Below are 16,991 nucleotides of genomic sequence, written 5' to 3' on the forward strand. Positions count from 1 at the left end.
CAGTTGATGGAGCGCTTCCAGGAGATGAAGCGCCGCCGGATTCCCATCGTCGGCGGCGGTGCCGGCACGGGGCTCTCAGCCAAATGCGAGGAAGCGGGCGGCATCGACCTGATCGTCATCTACAATTCCGGCCGCTATCGCATGGCCGGCCGCGGCTCGCTCTCCGGCCTGCTCGCCTATGGCAATGCCAACGAGATCGTCATGGACATGGCGAAGGAGATTCTTCCGGTCGTCCGCAAGACGCCGGTGCTGGCCGGCGTCAACGGCACCGATCCCTTCTGCTCCTTCGATCATTTCCTCGACCGGGTGAAGGCGGTCGGCTTTGCCGGCGTGCAGAACTTCCCGACGGTCGGCCTGATCGACGGGACGTTCCGGGCGAATCTCGAGGAGACCGGCATGTCCTATGCTCTCGAGATCGACATGATCCGCCTCGCCCATGAGAAGGACCTGCTGACGACGCCCTACGTCTTCAACGAGGACGAGGCCGCCGCCATGGCGCGGGCCGGCGCGGACATCGTCGTCTGCCATCTCGGGCTGACCACGGGCGGGGCGATCGGCGCCGAGACGGCGCTGAAGCTCGAAGACGTGCCGGCGAAGGTCGACGCTTGGTCGGAAGCGGCGCTCCGCGTCAACAAGGACGTGATCATCCTCGTCCATGGCGGCCCGGTCGCCGAGCCGGAGGACGCGGAATATGTGCTCCGCAACACGGCGAACTGCCACGGATTCTACGGCGCCTCCTCCATGGAGCGCCTGCCCGCCGAGCGGGCTCTGACGGAACAGACGAAGAAGTTCAAGTCGGTCGCCTTCGGCTGACCGGATTGGAATTGGGAGGAGGCATCATGGCTGCGCAGGCTTTCGGCGCGTTGCTGATCTGGCTGATCATTCTGGCGATCGTCGTCGTGGTCGCCGTCTATGTCCTGCGCTGGCTGTACCGGCGCTCGACCAAGGAAACGGCGTTCGTCCGCACCGGCTTCCTCGGCGAAAAGGTGGTCGTCAATGGCGGCGCCTTCGTGATCCCCGTGCTGCACGAGATCACGCCGGTGAACATGAACGTCATGCGCATCGAGGTGCGGCGCGAGGACGCCATGGGCCTGATCACGCGCAACCGCATGCGCGTCGATCTGGTCGCCGAGTTCTTCGTGCGCGTCGGTGCCAGCAAGTCGCTGGTGGCCGCCGCCGCGCAGACGCTCGGCCGGCGCACGCTGCGCGAGGATGGCCTGCGCGAACTGCTCGAAGGCAAGTTTACCTCGGCGCTTCGCACGGTCGCCGCACAGATGACTCTCGAAGAGATGCATGAGCGCCGGGCCGACTATGCGGCCGCCGTGCATGCGCTCGCCTCGGACTCGCTCGCCGCCAACGGGCTGGAGCTCGAAAATGTCGCGATCGTCGATCTCGACCAGACGAGCCTCGAATTCTTCGATCCCTCCAACGCGTTCGATGCCGAAGGCCTGACGCAGCTGACCGAGACGATCGAGATCCGGCGGCGCATGCGCAACGAGATCGAGCAGAAGACGCTGGTCGATATCCGCAACCAGAACCTCGATACGCAGCGCCGCGTGCTCGAGATCGATCGCGAGAGCGAATATGCCCGCCTCGAACAGGAGCGCGAGGTCGAGATCCGCCGGGCGGCGCAGCGTGCCGATCTGGTGCGCGAGCGGGCCGTGCGCGAGCAGGAGGCCGAGCAGGCGCAGCTGTCGGCGCGCGAGGCCGTCGAAAAGTCCCGCCTGGCGCAGGACCGCGCGATCACCGACGAGCGGATCCGCAATGAGGAAGAGACGCAGCGCCGCGAGATCGCGCGCCGCCGTGCCCTCGACGAGGCGGAGCTGAAGACGCGCGAGCTGACCGAGCGCGAGCAGATCGCGCTGCAGCTTTCGCTCGAAAGCGCGCGGATCGAGCGCGAGCGGGCGCAGGAAGAGCTGGAGATCGCCCGGCGGAGAGCGCTGGAGATCGTGGAACTCGAACGGCAGGTCGCGCTGGCCGAGAAGTCGCTCGAAGTGACCCGCGCCGAGGCCGAGAAGCGTCGCGCCGAGATCGTGGCGAACCAGGAGACCGAGGTGACCCGCGTCGCGCAGGAGCGGGCGCTGGACGAGGTTCGGGTGGCGCGCGAGCGTCATCTGGAGGCACTGCAGATCGCCAAGCGGCAGGCCTTCGAGGAGGCCGAGATCGCGGCGGCCGAGGAGGTCGAGCGCGCGCGGATCACCACAGAGCGCGGCATCGAGGAGGCGAAGCTGATCAAGGAGCGCGAACTGCGCCAGCTCGCCGTCGCCCGCGACCAGCAGGTCGAGATCGCCGAGATCCAGAAGGCGATCGACATCGCCAAGAAGACGCAGGAACGCTCGGCGGCGATCGCGGCCTCCGAGGCCGTGCGCGCCAAGGCGATCCAGGCCGAGGAGCAGGCTCTGACGGCGCGCGAGCGCGAGGTCGCCGAGCGGCGCAAGCTCACCGACCTGATCGCGGCCGCCCGCGAGGCGGAGCGCGAGGCGCTGCGCATCACCGCGGCGGCGGATGCGGAGATGAAGGCGGCGAAGAGCCTCGCCGAGGCCCAGAAGATCGCGGCGCTCGCCAATGCGGAGGCCGAGAAGATCGCGGCGCTGGCCGCAGCCGAGCGCTATGCCGTCGACGCCGCCGGCCAGTCGAAGCTCAACGAGGCCGACAACCTTCTCTCCGAGGAGGCGCGCTCCGGCCGCCTGCGCGGCAAGCTGCTCGAGCATATGGAAGGCATCATCCGCGAGAGCGTGAAGCCGATGGAGAAGATCGAGGGCATCAAGATCCTCCATGTCGACGGCATGAATGGCGGCGCGGGTTCGAACCGCAACGTCACCGACGAGGTGATCGACTCCGCCCTGCGCTACCGCGTCCAGGCGCCGATGATCGACAAGCTGATGAAGGAGATCGGCATCGAGGGCGGCTCGCTCGGCCGCATGACCGACGTGCTGCGCGACGCCAAGGACATTTCGAGCCTGGCTCGCAAGGAGGATCGCGCCAAGGACGACAATGACCGCGACCGCTAAAGCCGTTGGGGAGCTTCAGGGAGCATCGGAATGACCAAGGTCTATGTCTCCTCGGTCATTCCCGCGCCCGCGGCGTCCGTCTGGGCGGTGATCCGCGATTTCAACGCGCTCCCCGCCTGGACGCCGTTCGTCGCGGAGAGCCGGATCGAGCAGCACATGCTGCCCGACCAGATCGGCTGCATCCGAAACTTCGCGCTGAAGGATGGCGGTCGCATCCGCGAGCGGCTTCTGGCGCTCTCCGACTACGATCTCTCCTGCACCTATTCGATGCTGGAGAGCCCGATGGGCGTCGAGAACTATATCGCGACGCTGTCGCTGACGCCGATCACCGACGGCAACCGGACCTTCGCCGCCTGGCAGGCGGAATTCGACTGCGCGCCCGAGCGGGAAGGTCAGCTCGCCCGCGATATCGCCAATGGCGTGTTCCAGGCGGCGTTCACCGCCCTCCAGAAGCGGTTCCAGCGCTGACCATGGTCGAGGTCCGCCGCTCCACCATCATCGACGCGCCGGTCGACGAGGTCTGGGCGATCCTGCGCGACTTCAACGGCCATGAAAGCTGGCATCCGGCCGTGGCGACGAGTGCGATCGAACACAGCGCGCCGGTCGACATGATCGGCGCCGTCCGCCGCTTCCGCCTCTCCGATGGCAGCGAACTGCGCGAACAGCTCCTCTCCCTGTCGGACAAGGATTGGAGCTTCTCCTATTGCATCCTGGAAGCGCCGATCCCGCTGATGGGCTATGTCGCCACCGTCCGCCTGAAGCCGGTCACGGATGGCGACGCCACCTTCTGGGAATGGCGCTCCACCTTCCATCCGCCGGAGAACCGCAAGCGCGAACTGACGGCACTGGTTGCCGACCAGATCTACAGCGCCGGCTTCGAGGCGATCCGCAAGCTCATCGCCGCGCGCTCCGGCCGGATGCGTCCCGCCGCGCCCGCTGCGCCGCCGGCCGCCGCGCCGCAGCCTGTCCCTGTTGCCGACCGGGCGGCCTCGCCCGGCACCGAACGCACCCAGGCGATCATCGTCGACCGCTATGGCGGGCCGGAGGTGCTGCGCTGGGGCGAGGTGGCCGTGCAGCCGCCGGAGCCGGGCGAGATCCGGATCCGGCACCGGGCGATCGGCGTCAATTTCATCGATATCTACTGCCGCACCGGCTATTTCGACCTGCTGCAGCCGCCCGGCGTGCCCGGCATGGAGGCGGCCGGCGTGGTGGATGCGGTCGGGCCGGGTGTTACGGCCTTCGCGGTCGGCGACCGCGTCGCCTATGCCTGTCCGCCGGTCGGCGCCTATTGCCGGCTCCGCACCATGTCCGCCGAGCTCGTCGTGCCGCTCCCGCCCGACATTGACGAGGAGACGGCCGCCGCCGGCCTGCTCAAGGGCGTCTCGGCCTCGTTCCTGCTGCATGATGTGGAGCGGGTCGGCGCTGGCGATGTGGTGCTGATCCATGCGGCCGCCGGCGGGATCGGTCAGCTCCTCGTCCAATGGGCGCGCCATCTCGGTGCTACGGTGATCGCGACGGTTTCGAACGACGACAAGGCCGCGACGGTCGAGGCGCTCGGCGCCCACCATGTGATCGTCTATTCGCGCACCGATTTCGCGGCGGCCGTGCTCGACATCACCGGCGGGGCGGGCGCCGATGTCGTCTATGACGCAGTCGGCCGCGATACGATCGCCGGCTCGATCCGCGCGCTGGCCGCGCCCGGCCATCTCGTCAGTTTCGGCCAGGCGTCGGGCCCGGTCGGCGAAATGGATGTTGGCCGCCTCGCGTCGAAGTCGATCACCCTGTCGCGCCCCAATTACGGGCACTACACCGATACGGGTGCCAAGATCGCGCGCCATGCGGAGCGCATCTTCGCGGCGCTCCGCTCCGGCGCCGTCCGCGTCGCGCCGCCGCGCCGCATCCCGCTCGCCGACGCCGCCGAGGCGCACCGCCTGCTCGAATCGCGCGCGACCAGCGGTTCGCTGATCCTCGTCTGACGGCGTTCAGCGCTTCCAGGTCCGCTCCAGCAGGTCGAGCCAGTTCTCGCGCGCGATGCGGGCGATGAGCGCCTCGCCATAGCCGCTGGCGCGCATCTTCTCGATGAGCGCCGGCAGATGCGCCGCGTCGTGAAGCTCGGACGGCACCACCGCGCCGTCATAGTCCGAGCCGATCGCGACACCGCCCTCGCCGAGCTTTTCGATGAGGGCGTCGAGATGGCGCATGACGATGTCGAGCGCGGGGGTCGCCAGCATCTTGCCGTCGGGTCGCAGGAAGGCCGTCGCGAAATTGAGGCCGACGACGCCGCGGCGCTCGGCGATGGCGTCGAGCTGGCGGTCCGTCAGATTGCGCGAGACCGGGCAGAGGCGGTGCACGTTGGAATGGGTCGCGACCAGCGGCGCGTCGGACAGTTCCGCGACGTCCCAGAAGCCCTGCTCGGTGATGTGCGAGAGGTCGATCACCATGCCGAGCCGGTTGCAGGCGCGCACCAGCGCGCGGCCGGCGTCGGTGAGGCCCGGCCCAGTGTCCGGAGAAGAAGGAAACCGCATCGGCACGCCATGGCCGAAGCGATTGTGCCGGCTCCAGACCGGACCGATCGAGCGCAGGCCCGCCGCGTAGAGAACGTCGAGCATGTCGAGATCGGCGCCGATCGCCTCGGCCCCCTCGATATGCATCACGGCGGCGATGGCGCCGCGCCGCATCGCCGCACGGATGTCCGCAACGCTCCGGCAGACGGCGAGCGCGCCGGCGGACGCCTGTTCGAGACGGAACAGGATCGCGGCCATGGCGAGCGTCGACGCCTGGCCCTCGGCGAGCGTCAGCGGATCCGGCAGCGGCAGGTCGTAGCCGTCGCCCAGCATGGCATCCATGAAGGCCGCCGACATCGGCGAGGGCGGAAAGATCGCGAACATCCCGCCGGCGAAGCCGCCGGCGCGGGCGCGCGGCAAGTCGATATGCCCGGCCTCGGTTCCGGCGAGGAAGGCCTGGATGCCCGATTCGCCGCCCTCATTGTAGAGGCGGAGCAGCACGTCGTTATGGCCGTCGAAGACGGCGACGGGGGCGGTGGGCATGGCGGAAATCTATCCAGGCAGGGTTGGGGAAAGGCGCAGCACCTCGCCGAGCGGTTTGCGCTGCGAGCGGGGCACCTTGAAGTGCTCGGGCATGTGGCCGAAGCCGAGCATGGTGATGACGAGTTCATTGTCGGGAATGCCGACGAAGCCGCGCATGGCGCGGTCGACATCCGCCGTCGTGCTCCAGTTGAGCATGCAGGCGCCGAGCCCCTCGGCATGGAGGGCGAGCGTCAGCGTCATCGCGAACATGCCGCCATCCACCCAGCCTTGGTAGCGCTCGCCCACGGCGCACCAATGCGCGAGATCGCTCGTGATCACGGCGAGCCCGCCGAGCTGGTCGCCGAAGCCGCGATGGCCCTGCTGGAAGGCGAGCACGCGGGCGATGTCGGCCTTCGCCGTGAAGACATAGACGCGGCACGTCTGGCGGTTGCAGCTCGACGGCGTCTGCTGCGCCGCGGCGACGGCGCGCTCGATCTGGGCCGGATCGACCGGACGGTCGGTATATTGGCGCACGCTGTGGCGGGCATCCATGAAGCTCGCGAAATCCATCATGGCCCGCTGGCGGATGCCGTCGGCGCTGACATCCTCGGTGCCGCCGGCGAGCCCGGCCCGCGCATCGGCGGCCTGCTGCTCCAGCGCCGCGATCGCTCCGGCGAGCGTGCCGATATCGCCGCCGGCCGAACGGCTGAACGCGGCATAGGCGCCGAGCGCCTTCACGGCGATCTCGGCGCTCGCATCGAGCCCGAAATCGGCGATGTAGCGCTCCGTGCCGGCAATCAGCTCGGCGACCTTGGCGAGGCCGAAGGCCGGGCGCGGATCGCGCAGTGATAGCCCATGTTCCAGCGTGTGGGCGAGCAGATGGATCTGCGCCTTGCGGCTCTCCCGGCTCACCGCGCCGTTCAGATAGGAGGCGCGGACGAAACGGCGATAGTCATAGACGAAGTTGCGGACGAGCAGGGCCCGATGGCGGGCGGCGCGCCAGGCACGGGCGATCGGGGCGGGCTGTCTCGTGTTCATGGCTGCGCAAGTTCATGAGGGCGATCGGCAGCGACCGCTCGGGCCGCCTTGCCGGACCGAGGTTTCCCCGCCGGCCCTCCCCTGTCAAACGACGGCGAACAGCCGGAGCTGCCCAGGATTTGAACCGTGCCTCATTCGAAGGCGATGGTCAGGCCCAAAAACGCAATTCAATCAAATGCCACCGGGCCAGGACCCTATTCTTATGGATAGGTCGACGAAATATCCTTACGCGAACCTACCCCCCGAATCAGTTTCCCACCTACCTCTTTTGTCCCCTTGGTCCTCGGCGGCTGGGGTGCGAGCGTTTGGCCAGCAGCGAAGGCGAGCGAGGTCAAGATGCGTGCTCCGATCGACGTCCGGGTGCTTTCTCCCATTACAACCAAGGGGTTCCGTCGTCCGTCGGACCTGAAGGCGCTGGAATATGACGGCGTCGTGGTGAGCCACAGCCAGATCGAACACGGGCCGGCGTCGATCGAAAGCGAATATGAGATCGCCATGTCCGTTCCGGGCACGATCGCCAAGGCGATCGAGGCCGAACGCGAGGGCGCCGACGCCATCGTCATCGACTGCATGGGCGATCCGGGGCTGCGCGCCGTGCGCGAGGTCGTCTCGATCCCGGTGCTCGGCCCGGCGGAAACGGCGATGCATATCGCCGCGATGCTCGGCCACCGCTTCAGCGTCGTCACCGTCATGCGCCGGCTGCGCGCCCAGTTCGAGAACGAGGCGGCGGTCTATGGCCTCTCGACCAAAATGGTGTCTGTCCGCCATGTCGACATCCCGGTTCTCGAGCTCGAGGACGATCTTCCGGTCACGCAGGCTCGCCTGGTCGAGCAGGCGGTGATCGCGGTCGATCACGACGGAGCGGAGGCGGTGATCTTCGGCTGCACCGGTCTGCTCGGCTGCGCGAGCGCCGTGCGCGCCGGGCTGCTCGCCAAGGGCATCGACATTCCCGTCATCGACCCGATCCCGACGGCGGTCTCGATCGCCGCCGCGCTCGCTCGCGTCGGCCTCAGCCAGAGCAAGCTGACCTATCCGGCGCCGCCCGAGAAGGAGATGGTCGGCTACGCCGACATGCTCCCCGCCGCGATCGCGGCCGAGTGAGCGCAACCGAGACGATCGGGAGGCCGGCACAGCCATGAGCATCTCCGAAGGACGGATCCTGACGCGCAAGGCCGGGTTCTCCGTCTCCGAGGCGTTCGGCGGCTTTCGCCTGTGGTGGCTGGTGCTGCCGGCCTTCCTCTTCTTTCTCGCCTTCTTCCTCGTGCCGGTCATTTCGCTGCTGGCGATCTCGCTCAACAAGACCGTGCCCGGCGTCGTGACGCTGACGAGCAACCTCACGCTCGACAATTTCGTCCGCATCTTCACCCGGGCGATCTATTACGAGGCGATCATCCGCTCGATCGTCATCGGCGTCGTGGTCGCGGCCGTCGCCCTCGCGCTTGGCTATCCGCTCGCCTTCCTCATCGCCAAGACCGAGCACCCGACCCGCAACACCATCCTGATGGTCCTGGTGCTGTCGGCCATGCAGCTCGACATGGTCATCCGCATGTACGGGCTGATGGTGCTCATGGGCGATACCGGGCTCATCAACAGCGCCCTGATGTGGCTCGGCATCACCAGTGCGCCGCTGCCGCTCATGTACAACACCTTCGGCGTGGTGGTCGGGCTGGTGCAGGTGACGCTGCCCTTCATGGTGCTCTCGCTCATCGGCATCATTCGCGCGATCCATCCGTCGCTGGAAGAGGCGGCGCGCAGCCTCGGAGCGACGCGAGGCGAAGCGTTCCGCAAGGTCGTGCTGCCGCTGTCGATGCCCGGCATTCTCGCCGGCTCGCTGCTCGTCTTCGCCCTGTCGATCAGTTCCTATGTGGTGCCGGCACTGATGGGCGGCTGGAAGGTCGTCGTCCTGCCGATCCACATCTACCAGCAGATCGCCGAAGCCGGTCGCTGGCAGTTCGGCGCCGCCGTGGCCGCGGTCCTGTTCGTGACCAGCCTGATCGCCGTCTTCGTCTATCACCGCGCCGCCGTCTTCACCTCGGGAGGGCGAACCTGATGCGCGACGAGGCCGCCGTCTCCCCGCTGATGAAGGCGATCGCGATCCTCGCCCTCGTGGTCCTGCTGCTGCCGGTCGCGATCGTCGTCCTGGCTGGCCTCAATGCGGGCGAATATCTGACCTTCCCGCCGCAGGGCCTGTCGCTGCGCTGGGTCTGGGCCTTCCTGTCGTCGCCGACCTTCATGGGCGCCTATCTCTACAGCTTCGTGCTCGCGCTGGTGACGACGCTGATCTCGACCGCGCTTGGCACGCTGGCCTCCATCTATCTGTCGCGGTCCCGGGGCCGGGCCGCCGCGGCGCTGCGCGGCTTCTTCATGCTGCCGATCGTGCTGCCCGGCGTGGTGCTGGGGCTGGCGCTTTACGTCTTCTATGTCTCGACCGATATCGGCCTGGCGCGCTCCTTCCCGGGCCTGCTGATCGGCCACGTCCTGGTGACCTTCCCCTTCGTCGTCGCGACCGTGACGGCCTCGATGGTCGGCTTCGACCTCTCGCTGGAGGAGGCGGCGCGCAGCCTCGGCGCCTCGCCCTGGACGGCCTTCCGCAAGATCACGCTGCGCCTGATCGCGCCGGGCATCTCGGCCGGATCGATCTTCGCCTTCATCATCTCCTTCGGCCAGTTCGAGACCACGCTGTTCCTCACGGTGCCGAACCACGAGCCGCTGCCGATGGCGATGTACATATCGCTTCGCTACAAGTTCGAGCCCACGGCCGCCGCGGCCGGCATCTTCGCCATCGCTCTCGTCGCCCTCTCGACCGTCGTCTCGGCGCGTCTCGTGAGCCTGCGGCGTGTCTTCCGAGCCTGAAACGACTCCATCCGCCATGCCCCGCAGAAGGGCAGGCGTTTTCACATGCAACGACAGGGACAATCGATGACCAGCAAGATCGGTAAGGGCGGCGCCACGCGTCGCGGTTTCCTCAAGGGCACAGCCGGCTTCGCCGCGCTCGGTGCCGGCGTGAACATGTTCAATATCAACCACGCCTGGTCGGCCGACGCCGTCTATGACGGCGGGGTGTTTGATGCCGGCGGCGCGACGCTGAACATCGCCGAATGGGGCGGCTTCTGGGAGGAGATCATCCGCAAGGAACTTCTCAACGCCTTCGAGAAGGACTTCAACTGCAAGATCGTCTACGAGAGCTCCTTTCCCTGGTTCCCGAAATTCGTGGCCGGCGGCCCGGAGAAGCCGCCCTTCGCGATTGCCAACTGGAACTATGGCGAGATGTTCAAGACGGCCGCGGCCGGTGATTTCTTCACCCCGCTCGCCGAAGTGGTCGAGAACGTCCCGAACGCCAAGAACATCTGGCCGTTCGCGACCGAGAACGGCGTCGGCGTCACCTGGAGCTATACGCGCTACTGCTACGCCTACCGCACCGATCTCGTCGATCCCGCCCCCAAGACCTTCAAGGACTTCTGGGAGGAGAAGTTCGCGGGCAAGCGCGGCACCTATGTGACGTCGAACGGCCTGCAGATGGATTTCTTCATCGCGTCCTGCGTGATCTTCGGCAAGGATCAGTTCGATCTCGACGCCGGCTACGAGGCCATGAAGAAGGCCATGCCGATGAAGATCTCGGACTTCACCGGCAACATGCAGACCCTGCTGGAGCGCGGCGAGGTCGTCCTCGCGGTCCAGCATGACGCCGAGGTCTACCAGATGATGGACAAGGGCATCAAAATCGCGCCCTACATCTGGGAAGAGATCAAGCCGATCCTCACCCAGACCAAGACCATCAGCAAATATCTGGAGCCGACGCAGAAGAAGCTCGCTTATGCGCTGCTGAATCGCACGCTCGATCCGAAGTTCCAGACCGTCATGGGCACGAATTTCTACCAGCGCCCGGTCGCCAAGGAGGCCGTCGTCTCCGAGAACCTCGCCTCGAAGGGCGTCACCAATTCGGCGGACGCGATCGCCGGCTACTGGACGCCGGACTGGAAGAGCTACAACGAGAACGAGGCGGACATCGTCGAGACGGTGAACGGCATCTTCGCCGGCTAATCATCATCGATACGGAGCCGGAAGGGAACCAATGTCCGACATCCGCCTGGTGAACCTCACCAAGAGCTATGGCGAGGGGAATGCCGTCTCCGACGTCAATCTGCAGATCGGGGAGGGGGAGTTCTTCTCCCTCCTCGGCCCGTCCGGCTGCGGCAAGTCGACGACGCTGCGCATGATCGCGGGCTTCATCCGCCCGACCTCGGGCCAGATCCTGGTCGGCCGCGACGACATCACCGCCCTGCCGCCCGAGAAGCGCGACATCGGCATCGTCTTCCAGAACTACGCGATCTTTCCGCATATGAATGTCGCGGAGAACATCGCCTTCGGCCTGAAGCTCCGCAAGCTGCCCAAGGCCGAGATCGCGCGCCGCGTCACGGAGTCGCTCAAGCAGGTCGGCCTCGCCGGCTATGACGAACGCTACCAGCGCCAGCTCTCCGGCGGCGAGCAGCAGCGCGTCGCGCTCGCCCGCGTGCTCGTCACCGAGCCGCGCATCCTGCTCCTCGACGAGCCGCTCTCCGCGCTCGACAAGGGCCTGCGCGAGGAGATGAAGTTCTGGATCAAGGATCTGCAGAAGAAGCTCCGCATCACGACGATCTATGTGACGCACGACCAGGACGAGGCGCTGACCATGTCCGACCGCATCGGCGTCATGTCGAAGTCGCGCGTCGTGCAGGTCGGCACGCCGCAGGAGATCTACGAGCGCCCGAAGACTCTCTTCGTCACCTCCTTCATCGGCCATTCCAACGTGCTCGATGTGCGGGTGCTGCGCGCGGAGGAGGGCAGCGCGCTCGTCTCGCTCGCCGGGCAGGAACTGCGCACGCGCAATGGGGGCGGTCTCTCGCCCGGGGCGGCGGCGAAGCTCGTCGTCCGTCCGGAGAACATCCTGATGGGCAGCGCGCTCGGCCCCACCGATGCCCGCCTCGAGGCGAGCGTCATCAGCGAGATCTATCAGGGCGCGCTGGTCCGCTACCGTTTGAAGGTCGGCGACCAGGAGATCGTCGCCGAGCGGCAGAACCAGGCGCATGTCGAGCGCTTCCCGCCGGGCGCAGAAGTCACGATCGGCTGGGATCCGGAATGGTCGGAGGCGCTCGTCGCCTGACGGCAGGGCACGGGCCCGGAACACAAGACACAACACGAAAAGAACGAAGGTCCATCAGCCATGCGCATCGGCATCGACGTCGGCGGCACCAATACCGACGCCGCTCTCATGGACGGCATGACCGTCAAGGGCGCCTGCAAGACACCAACCACCGCCGACGTCAGCTCCGGCATCACCGCCGTGCTGAAGGAGGTGCTGCGCATGACCGGCGTGGCGGCGTCCGAGATTCAGGCGGTGATGATCGGCACGACGCATTTCACCAATGCCGTGGTCGAGCGCAAGCGCCTGCTCGAAGTCGCCGCCATCCGCCTCGGCCTGCCGGCGACCAGGGCGCTGCCGCCCATGACCGACTGGCCGAACGACCTCGCCACCACGCTCGGCCGTCACACCTTCATGGTGCATGGCGGGCATGAGTTCGACGGGCGCGAGATCGCGCCGCTCGACGAGAAGGAGATCCTGCGCATCGCCGGCGAGATCAAGGCGCGCGGCCTCAGGACGGCGTCGATCACCTCGGTGTTCTCGCCGGTGACGCCGGTCATGGAGCAGCGCGCCGCCGAGATCCTGAAGAACGAGATTCCCGATCTCGCCCTGTCGCTCAGCCACGAGATCGGCCGCGTCGGCTTCCTGGAGCGCGAGAACGCGTCGATCATGAACGCCTGCCTCGCCGATCTCTCGGCGAAGGTCGTGAGCTCGTTCCGTGCGGCGCTGCGCGAACTCGCGATCGAGGCGCCCTTCTTCATCAGCCAGAACGACGGCACGCTGATGACGCCTGACTATGTCGAGCGCTATCCGGTCCTTACCTTCGCCTCGGGTCCGACCAATTCGATGCGCGGCGCTGCGCTGCTCGCCGGGCGCAAGGAGGCGATGGTCGTCGATATCGGCGGCACCACCTCCGATGTCGGCATGCTGATGCAGGGCTTCCCGCGCGAGTCGGCCGTCGCCGTCGACATTGGCGGCGTCCGGACTAACTTCCGCATGCCCGACGTGCTCGCGGTCGGCCTCGGCGGCGGCTCGATCGTGCGCGATGAAGGCGCCCGGATCGGCCCGGACTCGGTCGGCTACGAAATCACCTCGAAGGCTCTCGTCTTCGGCGGCGATACGCTGACGACGACGGACATCGTCGTCGCGGCGGGTCTTGAGGATATCGGCGACCGGTCCCGCGTCGCCCATATCCCGGCCAGGACCGTCGAAGCCGCGCTCGATACGATCCACCGCATGGTCGACGAGGCGGTCGACCGGATGAAGACCAGCGCCGAGCCTCTGCCCGTCATCCTGGTCGGCGGCGGCTCCATCCTCGTCTCGCGCCCGCTGCCCTCGGCCTCCGAAGTCATCCGGCCGGAAAACGCGTCCGTCGCCAATGCCATCGGCGCGGCGATCGCGCAGGTCGGCGGCGAGGTCGACCGCATCTTCTCGCTGGAGGGCACCTCGCGCGACGTGGTGCTGGACGGCGCCAAGGCGGAGGCGTCCGAGCGCGCCACCAAGGCGGGCGCCGATCCCGCGACGGTCAAGATCGTCGATATCGAGGAAGTCCCGCTCTCCTATCTGCCCGGCAATGCGACGCGCATCCGCGTCAAGGCTGTCGGCGATCTCGTGATGGCGTGAGGCAGGTCATGAAACTCACCTCCGACGACCTGCAAGACCTCGCCATCGGCGCCGCCTTCCTCGGTACGGGCGGCGGCGGCAACCCCTATGTCGGCCGCCTCATGGTGCAGCGCTGTCTCGACGAGGGGCTGACCGTCGAACTCATCGACCCGACCGAGTTGGCCGACGACGCCTTCGTCATCCCCACGGCCATGATGGGCGCGCCGACCGTGCTGGTCGAGAAGCTGCCGAGCGGGCAGGAGGCGATCGACTCGCTGCATCTGCTGGAGCGCTATCTCGGCCGCAAGGCTGATGCGACGATGCCGATCGAGATCGGCGGCATCAACTCGACCATCCCCCTCGTCGTCGGCGCACGGCTCGGCCTGCCGATCGTCGACGCGGACGGCATGGGGCGGGCGTTCCCTGAGCTGCAGATGGAGACCTTCGGCGTCTACGGCATCTCGGGCAGCCCGATGGTCGTCAGCGACGAATATGGCGACTCGACTCTGCTGAACGGCGCCGACAACAAGCAGATGGAATGGCTCTCTCGCATGGCGGCGATCCGCATGGGCGGCTGCGCCTATATCGCTGAGTATTCGATGACCGGCGCCGATGTGAAACGAACCGCGGTACCGAACACCATGACGCTCGCCATGCGGATCGGACGGTGCCTCCGCGAGGCGAAATCGCACCATGAGAGCCCGTTCGACGCGCTGCTGCGGCTCTTGCCGCAGACGCTCTACAACTACGGCCGGATCATCTTCACCGGCAAGATCGTCGACGTCGCACGCGAGACGCGGAACGGCTTCTCGCTCGGCCGCGCGCGCATCGACGCGCTCGGCGCCTTTGCAGGCACGATGGAGATCGAGATCCAGAACGAGAACCTGATTGCCCGCGTCGATGGCAAGGTGAAGGCGATCGTGCCGGATCTCATCTGCATCATGGACAGCGAGAGCGCCGAGCCGATCACGACGGAGAGCCTGCGCTACGGCCAGCGCGTCACGGTCGTCGCCGTCGCGGTGCCTGAGATCATGCGCACGCCGGAGGCGCTCGCCGTGTTCGGGCCGCGCTGCTTCGGCCTCGACGAACCCTTCACGCCCATCGAGACGATGCCCTGACATGTCCAAGCTCATCACGACCGACGATCTCGACGATCTCGCAGTCGGCGCGGCCATTCTCGGCACGGGCGGCGGCGGCGATCCCTATATCGGCAAGCTGATGGCCCGCGCCGCCATCGAGGCGCATGGCCCGGTTACGCTGATGGCGCTCGACGAACTGCCCGACGATTTCGGCATCGTCGCGTGCGGCGCCATGGGCGCGCCGACCATCCTGATCGAGAAGATCCCGAGCGGCGAGGAAATGGGTCGCGCGCTCGATCTCTATGTCCGCTACACGGGCCGCACGCTCGACGCGCTCATTCCTTTCGAGGCCGGCGGGATCAATTCGACCATTCCGATCATGGCCGCCGCGAAGCTCGGCCTGCCGGTGATCGATGCGGACGGGATGGGCCGGGCCTTTCCGCAGCTCGAGATGGAGACGTTCAACGTCTATGGCGTCCCGGCCGGCCCGGTGGCGATCGCCGACGAGCGCGGCAATACCGGCATCATCGAGGTCAAGTCGGCGGCGAAGTCGGAATGGCTGGCGCGCGGCCTCACCATCCGCATGGGCGGCCAGGCCTATATCGCCAATTACGGCATGGACGGCGCCACCTGCCGGCGCGTCTCCGTCCCCGGCACCATGTCGCTGGCGTTCGGCATAGGGCGTACGGTGCGGGAGGCCAAGGCGCAGCATCGCGACGTGCTGACCAGCCTGATCGATTTCTTCGCCGGCACGCATTACGAGGAGGCGCGCATCGTCGCCTCCGGCAAGATCGTCGACGTCGCGCGCGGCGTGAAGAATGGCTGGTCGGTGGGCACGGTGACGATCCATCCGTTCCAGCGCGGCGCGGAGCCGGTGCGCATCCAGATCCAGAACGAGAATCTGGTCGCCGAGCAGGGCGACGAGGTGCTCGCCATCGTCCCGGACCTGATCTGCATCCTCGATCTCGACACCGGCGAGGCGATCACCACCGAGAGGCTGCGCTACGGCCAGCGCGTGAATGTCCTCGCGGTCCGCGTGCCGCCGATCATGCGCACGCCCGAGGCCCTCGCAGTGTTCGGCCCGAAGGCGTTCGGTCTCGACCAGCCCTACCGGCCGCTCGGTCTCGTCGCGTGAGCCGGCGCGACGAACGCGAGCTCCGGAACTTGCGCGCCATGCGGAGGGGTATAGGTTCGGGCGTCTGACCAACAGGGAGGCCGGCGGAAGGGATGTCAGTATTGCCCTTCGTTGAACGGGTCGGTTCGCTGACGCCGCGCTTCTCTGTGCCGCGCGGCTCGGCCGATGCCATCGAGCGGCCCTTCCTGCTCGACCGGATCCGCAACGGCCTCGCCGGGCAAGTCGTGATGCTGCTGGCGCCGCCCGGCTTCGGCAAGAGCGAGCTGCTTGCGACGGCATCGTCGCGTCTCGCCGAGCCGAAGGATCGCTTTGCCTGGCTCACCCTTTCGCCGGAGGATTCCGATCCGGCGGTCTTTCTCGACAATCTCGCCGGCGCCCTCGGTCTCGACGTCGCGCCGGCGCAGCGGCTCGGGCTCGAACGCGCCCGCCAGATGCTCGTCGCGCGGATCGCCGGCGAGGGCAGTCGCATCATCCTGGTCATGGACGAGTTCCAGGCGGCCGCCGGCGAGGCTTTCGCGGCATTTTGCAATGCGCTGTTCCGCCAGTTGCCCGACAATCTGCGCGTCATCGTCTCATCGCATCGCCGTCCCGACCTGCCGCTGTCGCGCTTTCGTCTGAAGGGGCTGCTGACCGAGATCCTCGCCGACGAGCTCGCCTTCACCCGCACCGAAATGAAGCAATTGGTCGGCAAGCGGCTGTCGGCGGAGGAGTTCGAGGCCTTTGCCGAGGTGACGGGAGGCTGGCCCGCGCTGGTGAATCTCGCCGCCTCGCTGCTCGCCGATGCGGGCGAGAAGGAAACCCGCGCTGCCCTTGTGGCAGGCGACCACCGCGTCTTCCGCGATTTCGTGGTCGAGGAGGTCGTGCCGCAGATCCCGCCGGACATGCGCGAGGCGCTGACGGTGTGCTCGATCCTGGCGGAGTTCCCGCTCGATCTCGCCGCCCATCTCTCGGGCGTCGACGTCGCGCCGCGCTAGCTGCGCG

General features: G+C 67.3%; 15 protein-coding genes. 13 read left to right on the forward strand and 2 right to left on the reverse strand.

Annotated features, from left to right (window positions below; genetic code table 11):
• Positions 1-6: 6 nt before the first annotated feature.
• From GGR25_RS11920 to GGR25_RS11935, 4 genes are read left to right on the forward strand one after another with little or no spacing between them, the layout of a single operon-like run.
• Positions 7-813, forward strand: a complete 807-nt coding sequence (locus GGR25_RS11920; RefSeq protein ID WP_210299951.1) for a phosphoenolpyruvate hydrolase family protein — start codon at positions 7-9, stop codon at positions 811-813.
• 26 nt (positions 814-839) lie between these two features.
• Complete coding sequence (locus GGR25_RS11925) at positions 840-3,011, forward strand: flotillin domain-containing protein (protein ID WP_183399006.1); 2,172 nt, start codon at positions 840-842, stop codon at positions 3,009-3,011.
• A 30-nt stretch (positions 3,012-3,041) separates the two neighbouring features.
• Complete coding sequence (locus tag GGR25_RS11930) at positions 3,042-3,479, forward strand: SRPBCC family protein (RefSeq protein ID WP_183399007.1); 438 nt, start codon at positions 3,042-3,044, stop codon at positions 3,477-3,479.
• A 2-nt stretch (positions 3,480-3,481) separates the two neighbouring features.
• Positions 3,482-4,987: a zinc-binding dehydrogenase gene (locus tag GGR25_RS11935; protein ID WP_183399008.1), complete on the forward strand. Its 1,506-nt coding sequence runs from the start codon at positions 3,482-3,484 to the stop codon at positions 4,985-4,987.
• A 6-nt stretch (positions 4,988-4,993) separates the two neighbouring features.
• On the opposite strand, the gene GGR25_RS11940 is transcribed toward GGR25_RS11935, so the two are convergent.
• Complete coding sequence (locus GGR25_RS11940; RefSeq protein ID WP_183399009.1) at positions 4,994-6,058, reverse strand: dipeptidase; 1,065 nt, start codon at positions 6,056-6,058, stop codon at positions 4,994-4,996.
• A gap of 9 nt (positions 6,059-6,067) precedes the next feature.
• The gene (locus tag GGR25_RS11945; RefSeq protein ID WP_183399010.1) at positions 6,068-7,075 is read right to left on the reverse strand and encodes a nitroreductase family protein; all 1,008 of its coding nucleotides are present in this window, start codon (positions 7,073-7,075) and stop codon (positions 6,068-6,070) included.
• Between the two features lie 336 nt (positions 7,076-7,411).
• Here GGR25_RS11945 and GGR25_RS11950 point away from each other — a divergent pair, with 336 nt between their 5' ends.
• The 9 genes from GGR25_RS11950 to GGR25_RS11990 all read left to right on the forward strand — a co-directional run bounded on the left by GGR25_RS11950 (position 7,412) and on the right by GGR25_RS11990 (position 16,984).
• Positions 7,412-8,176: an aspartate/glutamate racemase family protein gene (locus tag GGR25_RS11950; RefSeq protein WP_183399011.1), complete on the forward strand. Its 765-nt coding sequence runs from the start codon at positions 7,412-7,414 to the stop codon at positions 8,174-8,176.
• A gap of 34 nt (positions 8,177-8,210) precedes the next feature.
• On the forward strand, positions 8,211-9,125 hold the full coding sequence (locus GGR25_RS11955) for an ABC transporter permease (RefSeq protein ID WP_183399012.1): 915 nt from the start codon (positions 8,211-8,213) through the stop codon (positions 9,123-9,125).
• A complete protein-coding gene (locus GGR25_RS11960) occupies positions 9,125-9,928 on the forward strand; it encodes an ABC transporter permease (protein WP_183399013.1) in 804 nt (267 codons plus the stop codon). Before GGR25_RS11955 ends, GGR25_RS11960 begins: the two co-directional genes overlap by 1 nt.
• A 66-nt stretch (positions 9,929-9,994) precedes the next feature.
• The gene (locus tag GGR25_RS11965) at positions 9,995-11,116 is read left to right on the forward strand and encodes an ABC transporter substrate-binding protein (protein ID WP_183399014.1); all 1,122 of its coding nucleotides are present in this window, start codon (positions 9,995-9,997) and stop codon (positions 11,114-11,116) included.
• A gap of 31 nt (positions 11,117-11,147) precedes the next feature.
• Positions 11,148-12,215, forward strand: coding sequence for an ABC transporter ATP-binding protein (locus GGR25_RS11970; protein ID WP_183399015.1), 1,068 nt, complete (start codon positions 11,148-11,150; stop codon positions 12,213-12,215).
• A 60-nt stretch (positions 12,216-12,275) separates the two neighbouring features.
• Complete coding sequence (locus GGR25_RS11975) at positions 12,276-13,817, forward strand: hydantoinase/oxoprolinase N-terminal domain-containing protein (RefSeq protein WP_183399016.1); 1,542 nt, start codon at positions 12,276-12,278, stop codon at positions 13,815-13,817.
• A gap of 8 nt (positions 13,818-13,825) precedes the next feature.
• Positions 13,826-14,914: an S-methyl thiohydantoin desulfurase family protein gene (locus GGR25_RS11980; RefSeq protein WP_183399017.1), complete on the forward strand. Its 1,089-nt coding sequence runs from the start codon at positions 13,826-13,828 to the stop codon at positions 14,912-14,914.
• A 1-nt stretch (position 14,915) separates the two neighbouring features.
• Complete coding sequence (locus GGR25_RS11985) at positions 14,916-16,010, forward strand: S-methyl thiohydantoin desulfurase family protein (protein ID WP_183399018.1); 1,095 nt, start codon at positions 14,916-14,918, stop codon at positions 16,008-16,010.
• A gap of 101 nt (positions 16,011-16,111) precedes the next feature.
• On the forward strand, positions 16,112-16,984 hold the full coding sequence (locus tag GGR25_RS11990) for an AAA family ATPase (protein ID WP_183399019.1): 873 nt from the start codon (positions 16,112-16,114) through the stop codon (positions 16,982-16,984).
• Positions 16,985-16,991: the final 7 nt, after the last annotated feature.

It is taken from the genome of Kaistia hirudinis, from assembly GCF_014196455.1.
GTDB classification, from domain to species: domain Bacteria; phylum Pseudomonadota; class Alphaproteobacteria; order Rhizobiales; family Kaistiaceae; genus Kaistia; species Kaistia hirudinis.

Bases quoted from the DNA above. Each gene is read 5' to 3' on its own strand.
- GGR25_RS11920 (WP_210299951.1), top strand. From the start codon at position 7: ATGGAGCGCTTCCAGGAGATGAAGCGCCGCCGGATTCCCATCGTCGGC.
- GGR25_RS11925 (WP_183399006.1), top strand. From the start codon at position 840: ATGGCTGCGCAGGCTTTCGGCGCGTTGCTGATCTGGCTGATCATTCTG.
- GGR25_RS11930 (WP_183399007.1), top strand. From the start codon at position 3,042: ATGACCAAGGTCTATGTCTCCTCGGTCATTCCCGCGCCCGCGGCGTCC.
- GGR25_RS11935 (WP_183399008.1), top strand. From the start codon at position 3,482: ATGGTCGAGGTCCGCCGCTCCACCATCATCGACGCGCCGGTCGACGAG.
- GGR25_RS11940 (WP_183399009.1), bottom strand. From the start codon at position 6,058: ATGCCCACCGCCCCCGTCGCCGTCTTCGACGGCCATAACGACGTGCTG.
- GGR25_RS11945 (WP_183399010.1), bottom strand. From the start codon at position 7,075: ATGAACACGAGACAGCCCGCCCCGATCGCCCGTGCCTGGCGCGCCGCC.
- GGR25_RS11950 (WP_183399011.1), top strand. From the start codon at position 7,412: ATGCGTGCTCCGATCGACGTCCGGGTGCTTTCTCCCATTACAACCAAG.
- GGR25_RS11955 (WP_183399012.1), top strand. From the start codon at position 8,211: ATGAGCATCTCCGAAGGACGGATCCTGACGCGCAAGGCCGGGTTCTCC.
- GGR25_RS11960 (WP_183399013.1), top strand. From the start codon at position 9,125: ATGCGCGACGAGGCCGCCGTCTCCCCGCTGATGAAGGCGATCGCGATC.
- GGR25_RS11965 (WP_183399014.1), top strand. From the start codon at position 9,995: ATGACCAGCAAGATCGGTAAGGGCGGCGCCACGCGTCGCGGTTTCCTC.
- GGR25_RS11970 (WP_183399015.1), top strand. From the start codon at position 11,148: ATGTCCGACATCCGCCTGGTGAACCTCACCAAGAGCTATGGCGAGGGG.
- GGR25_RS11975 (WP_183399016.1), top strand. From the start codon at position 12,276: ATGCGCATCGGCATCGACGTCGGCGGCACCAATACCGACGCCGCTCTC.
- GGR25_RS11980 (WP_183399017.1), top strand. From the start codon at position 13,826: ATGAAACTCACCTCCGACGACCTGCAAGACCTCGCCATCGGCGCCGCC.
- GGR25_RS11985 (WP_183399018.1), top strand. From the start codon at position 14,916: ATGTCCAAGCTCATCACGACCGACGATCTCGACGATCTCGCAGTCGGC.